This window comes from Mesorhizobium sp. M7A.F.Ca.CA.004.12.1.1, assembly GCF_003997835.1.
Lineage (GTDB): Bacteria > Pseudomonadota > Alphaproteobacteria > Rhizobiales > Rhizobiaceae > Mesorhizobium.
Genome location: NZ_RZRK01000529.1, coordinates 1 through 4,344, shown reverse-complemented (window position 1 = coordinate 4,344; position 4,344 = coordinate 1). Strand labels below are relative to the sequence as shown.

Annotated in this window: 6 protein-coding genes; 4 read left to right on the top strand and 2 right to left on the bottom strand. The window is 63.8% G+C overall.

The window, feature by feature from the left end; translation table 11 throughout:
• The first annotated feature begins 168 nt into the window (after positions 1-168).
• A complete protein-coding gene (locus tag EN984_RS24310; RefSeq protein ID WP_245465083.1) occupies positions 169-564 on the top strand; it encodes a hypothetical protein in 396 nt (131 codons plus the stop codon).
• 100 nt (positions 565-664) lie between these two features.
• Here the strand turns inward: EN984_RS24310 and panC are convergent, their stop codons facing one another.
• Entirely contained in the window at positions 665-1,516 is an 852-nt protein-coding gene (gene panC / locus EN984_RS24305) for a pantoate--beta-alanine ligase (protein ID WP_127272406.1), read from the bottom strand.
• Entirely contained in the window at positions 1,513-2,355 is an 843-nt protein-coding gene (gene panB / locus EN984_RS24300; RefSeq protein ID WP_127272407.1) for a 3-methyl-2-oxobutanoate hydroxymethyltransferase, read from the bottom strand. Before panB ends, panC begins: the two co-directional genes overlap by 4 nt.
• Before the next feature lie 228 nt (positions 2,356-2,583).
• Between panB and EN984_RS24295 the strand changes: the two genes are divergently transcribed.
• The 3 genes from EN984_RS24295 to EN984_RS24285 form a co-directional block, all read left to right on the top strand.
• On the top strand, positions 2,584-2,982 hold the full coding sequence (locus EN984_RS24295) for an NADH:ubiquinone oxidoreductase subunit NDUFA12 (protein WP_127384000.1): 399 nt from the start codon (positions 2,584-2,586) through the stop codon (positions 2,980-2,982).
• Between the two features lie 124 nt (positions 2,983-3,106).
• Positions 3,107-3,910 carry a DUF2155 domain-containing protein gene (locus tag EN984_RS39390; protein WP_281057324.1) on the top strand — a complete coding sequence of 268 codons (804 nt, stop codon included), beginning with the start codon at positions 3,107-3,109 and terminating at the stop codon, positions 3,908-3,910.
• 103 nt (positions 3,911-4,013) lie between these two features.
• The coding region (locus EN984_RS24285; protein WP_127383999.1) for a helix-turn-helix domain-containing protein at positions 4,014-4,344 on the top strand (331 nt) is incomplete at its 3' end.

The window sequence follows — 4,344 nt, the reverse complement described above, 5'->3', positions numbered from 1 at the left end:
CGTCGAGGTCGAGGAGGCCAATGGCGGCGCCATTGCTTTCTACCGGTCGAAGGGGTTTTTGCCTGTCAGTGCCGCGGAGGAGTCCCGCGATACCTCAAGACCGACGACGCTGAGTTTCGAGAAGTCGCTCGGATAGATTGCCACCGGGATGAATAGAGCGACCTGGCCATGCGTCATCGCGGCGTTTGCTGTGCCGGCTCACGACGGATATGCAAGGGCATGACCAAACTGTCCCGCATTACAGCGCTGGCGCTGCTCGCCATCATCATTTTCGCGACCTTGTCGCCGATCCAGATGCGGCCGCACCTCGCTGAAGCGAATGTCGAGCGTGCCTTGGCTTATGTCCTGTTGGGCTTCGCCCTGGCGATCGGCTTCCCCAACCGACTGTACCAGGTCGTGATCTTCGTGGCTGTGACCGCCGGCATGCTGGAACTGCTTCAGCTCATTGATCCCGGTCGCCATGCACGCCTCATCGATGCATTGGTGAAAGCCCTTGCCGGGGTGGTTGGGATCGTGGCGGGACACCTGATCGTCAGGGCCGGCGGACAAAAGAGCGAGAGCTAGGCGCGGCAGCAATCCGCCGCGATACGTCGACCCCAAAGAGTACGGGACCATCGACTGTGGTCGGCCCGTGTCTGTCTGGCCGAAGGATCGAGCCTTCGCGCTAGACAGCGGGAACCTCCACATTGTCGATCAGTCTGGTCTTGCCGAGCCATGCTGCCGCGAGAAGACGCCCTTCGCGGTTTCGGCGCCATGGCGCAAGCGTCAGGCTTTGGCGTACCTCGACATAGTCGACCTTTTGAAAGCCGGCGGCGATGAGGGCGCGGCTGGCCTCTTCGGTTGCGTCGCTCTGGCCGGCGCCTGCCGCCAGGGCCGCAGCCGTATTGCGCAATATGACGTTGAGTTGGCGGGCGATCTTCAGTTCGGCCTCATCGAGATAGGCGTTGCGTGACGACATGGCGAGACCATGCGCGTCGCGTATCGTCGGTGCGCCGATGATCTCGACAGGCAGGTCGAGGTCGCGGCAGAGCTGCCTCACCACACAAAGCTGCTGGTAGTCCTTCTCGCCGAAGACCGCACAGTCGGGCGTTGCCTGCAGGAGGAGCTTTGCCACCACGGTGGCGACGCCGTCGAAAAAGGTCGGCCGAAAGTCCGATTCGAGCCCGCCGGAGGGGCCGCCGACCGAGATTTTCGTGGCGAAGCCCGCGGGATACATCTCGCCAACCGTCGGTGTGAAGGCAAGGTCGGCCTTTGCCGCGCCCAACTGCTCGAGGTCGCGGGCGAGTTGGCGCGGGTACTTGTCGAGGTCTTCGCTCGGCGCGAACTGCGTCGGGTTGACGAAGATCGACACGACGCAGCGCTCGGCTTTTTGGAGCGCGATCCTGACCAGCGAGATGTGCCCGTCATGCAAAGCGCCCATGGTCGGCACCATGGCGACACGAAGGCCGTCGCGCCGCCAGTCCCGGATTTGCGCGCGAAGTGCGGCTACGCTGTCGACGACGACGGGTTGGCTCATGTGTCGTCCCTGCTGTTTGCCGCCGAAAAGACATGGCCGGGGCCGGGGAATGTCCGGCCCCGCACCTCGGCTGCATAGGTTTCCGCCGCATGCGAGATCACGCTGCGCAGGTCGGCGTATTCCTTGACGAATTTCGGCACGCGATCGACGGTCAGCCCGACCATGTCGTCGATGACCAGGATCTGGCCGTCGCATTCACCGCTGGCACCGATGCCGATGGTCGGAATGGCGAGGCGGCGGCTGATATCGGCGGCGACCCTCTCGACCGTGCCTTCGATGACCACCGAGAAAGCGCCGGCATTCTCGACGGCGAGCGCATCGCGAAGCAATGCCGCAACAGCCTCCTCGGTGCGGCCCTTGATCTTGTAGCCGCCGTCCTTCTCGACCGATTGCGGCTGCAGGCCGATATGTCCCATCACCGGAATGCCGGCGGCGACGATGGCCTCGATCTGGCTGATCATGTCGAGGCCGCCTTCGAGCTTCACCGCCTGGCAGCCGGTTTCGTCGACGACCCGCCGCGCCGAGTTGACGGCTTGCGCTGCCGTTGCCTCATAGGTGCCGGCCGGCAGGTCGACGACGACGCAGGCCCTGGCCGAGCCGCGCATCACGGCCTGCCCATGTGCGATCATCATCTCCAGCGAGGCGCCCAGCGTCGTCTTGTGGCCATGCAGGACCATGGCGACACTGTCGCCGACCAGAAGCAGGTCAACATGGCGATCGAGCAGACGGGCGATGGGATAGGTATAGGCGGTCAGGCAAACGATCGGCGTGCCGCCCTTGCGGTGGCGAATCGCCTCGGCGCTGATGCGAATGTCGGTGGTCGGCAATTCCGTGGCCAATCGTCACCTCCTTGGCCTCAAGCCGGGCTGGATGCAGGCATGGGCGCGCAGAGCTTTAGAAATACCGCAAAGGCTTGGCAAGCGTGCATGCAGCGACCGGGAGGATCACAGGCTTGTGTCGGGCTTCAGGCAAGCCATTTGCGCGCACGCCGTGGCAAAAGCCTTGCCTTCGGCAAGGCCTGACGCCATAAGCAGGAAAACGGGCGCTGCCGGCGCGAGGGTTTTGAAATGAAGACTTTCCTTACGCAGTTTTTCACCTGGGGGAACAGCCAGACGATAGGAACCCGCCTGCACACGTGGCGGTACGGCAAGAAGGTCGGCCAGGACGAGACCGGCAATTTCTATTACGAAGGCGGCATCGATTCGGAAGGCCGCACGCGCCGCTGGGTCATCTACCGCAATTATTCGGAGGCTTCGGCGATACCGCCCGGCTGGCACGGCTGGATGCACCACCGCGTCGACGTCGCGCCGTCCAGCGAGGACTACAAGCCGCGCGATTGGCAAAAGCCGCATCAGCCCAATCTGACCGGCAGCCCGGCGGCCTATCGCCCGAAGGGCTCGGTGCTGACCAATCAGCACCGCCCGCAGGTCACCGGCGACTACGATGCCTGGACACCCGGGTCGTAGGCGACAGGGTGCAAGCCGGTCCTTTATCGCCACAATTGGTGTTTAGCTGCTTGCTGATCAGAAAACGGCGACTAGCCTTGGCGATCGACAGAATCACCCGGGCGCGAACCACCGGTATCTTTGCATGAGCTTTTCTTACTCAATATCGGCCAGTCTGGCGCTAGCCGCCGGTCTTGCCGTCAGCACCGTGGCCTTCGCCGCTTCGCCTGAGCCCGCGGCACCCGCGCCGGCGCTGCCCGCCGGAGCGGACCGGGTCACCAATGCCGTTGCCGAGTTTGCCGGTATCGACAAGATTACCGGCCGCATCATCACCTTCGATGTCTATATCGACGAGACGGTGCAGTTCGGCGCTTTGCAGGTGACGCCGCGCGTCTGCTATTCGCGGCCGCAGGCCGAGGCGCCGAAGACCGATTCCTTCGTCGAGGTCGACGAGATCAAGGCGCTGGAAGCCGCCCTCGACGGCTACCGGGTGGCGCCGCTGGCGGATCTGGCACCATGGGCGCAGGTGTTCATCACCGCCACGGGACGCGCCGGCGTGCTGCCGGCCAGCGCGATTGCCGCCATGCAAGATGGTGCGGTGCTTGCCAACTCAGGGCATTTTCCGTGGGAGATCGACACCGAGGGCATGCGTGCCATGACGACCGGTAGCACCGATCTCGACGGCACCTTGCAGCGTCTCGACCTTGCCAATGGCCGGCATGTCATCCTGGTCGCCGACGGGCGCATGTTCAACCTTGCCGGCAGCGAACCGAAGGGCAATTCGATCGAATCCATGGACATCGGCTTCATGCTGCAGGCGCTGTCGCTGGAGCGGGTGGTGAAGGGCGCTACCGGCGAAAGACCGGCGCCAGGCGCGCAGCCGGTGCCCGACGACATCAACCAACGCATCGCCAGGCTGATGATGGCTACGATGGGGGCTGCCTTGTAACTATAGTAGCTCCTGATTCTATCTCTCTGTTTTGACGCAATTCCTGCCGGAAACCGTTTCACACTTTTCCTGGAATTGCTTGGTCCGGGAAGGATTGTGGGGCATGGCTGGCAAGACTGCGGAAGCGCCGGACTATTCGGTACCGGCCCTGGAAAAGGCGTTCGACGTCATCGAGCTCTTGGCTGAGCAGAAGGACGGGCTGAACCAGGGCCAGATTGCCGAGGCGGTCGGCCGCTCGATCCACCAGATCTACCGCGTGCTGCAGGCGCTGGAACGGCGCGGCTATATCTTTCGCGATCGCCCGGCCGGGCTCTATTTCCTGTCGACCCGCATGTTCGAGCTGGCGCACCGGCATGAGCCGCTGCGCGGCCTCGTCCAGGCAGCGCTGCCGTCGATGCGGCGGCTGTCCGACTCCATCCAGCAGTCCTGCAATC

Bases quoted from the DNA above. Each gene is read 5' to 3' on its own strand.
- EN984_RS24310 (WP_245465083.1), top strand. From the start codon at position 169: ATGCGTCATCGCGGCGTTTGCTGTGCCGGCTCACGACGGATATGCAAG.
- panC (WP_127272406.1), bottom strand. From the start codon at position 1,516: ATGAGCCAACCCGTCGTCGTCGACAGCGTAGCCGCACTTCGCGCGCAA.
- EN984_RS24295 (WP_127384000.1), top strand. From the start codon at position 2,584: ATGAAGACTTTCCTTACGCAGTTTTTCACCTGGGGGAACAGCCAGACG.
- EN984_RS39390 (WP_281057324.1), top strand. From the start codon at position 3,107: ATGAGCTTTTCTTACTCAATATCGGCCAGTCTGGCGCTAGCCGCCGGT.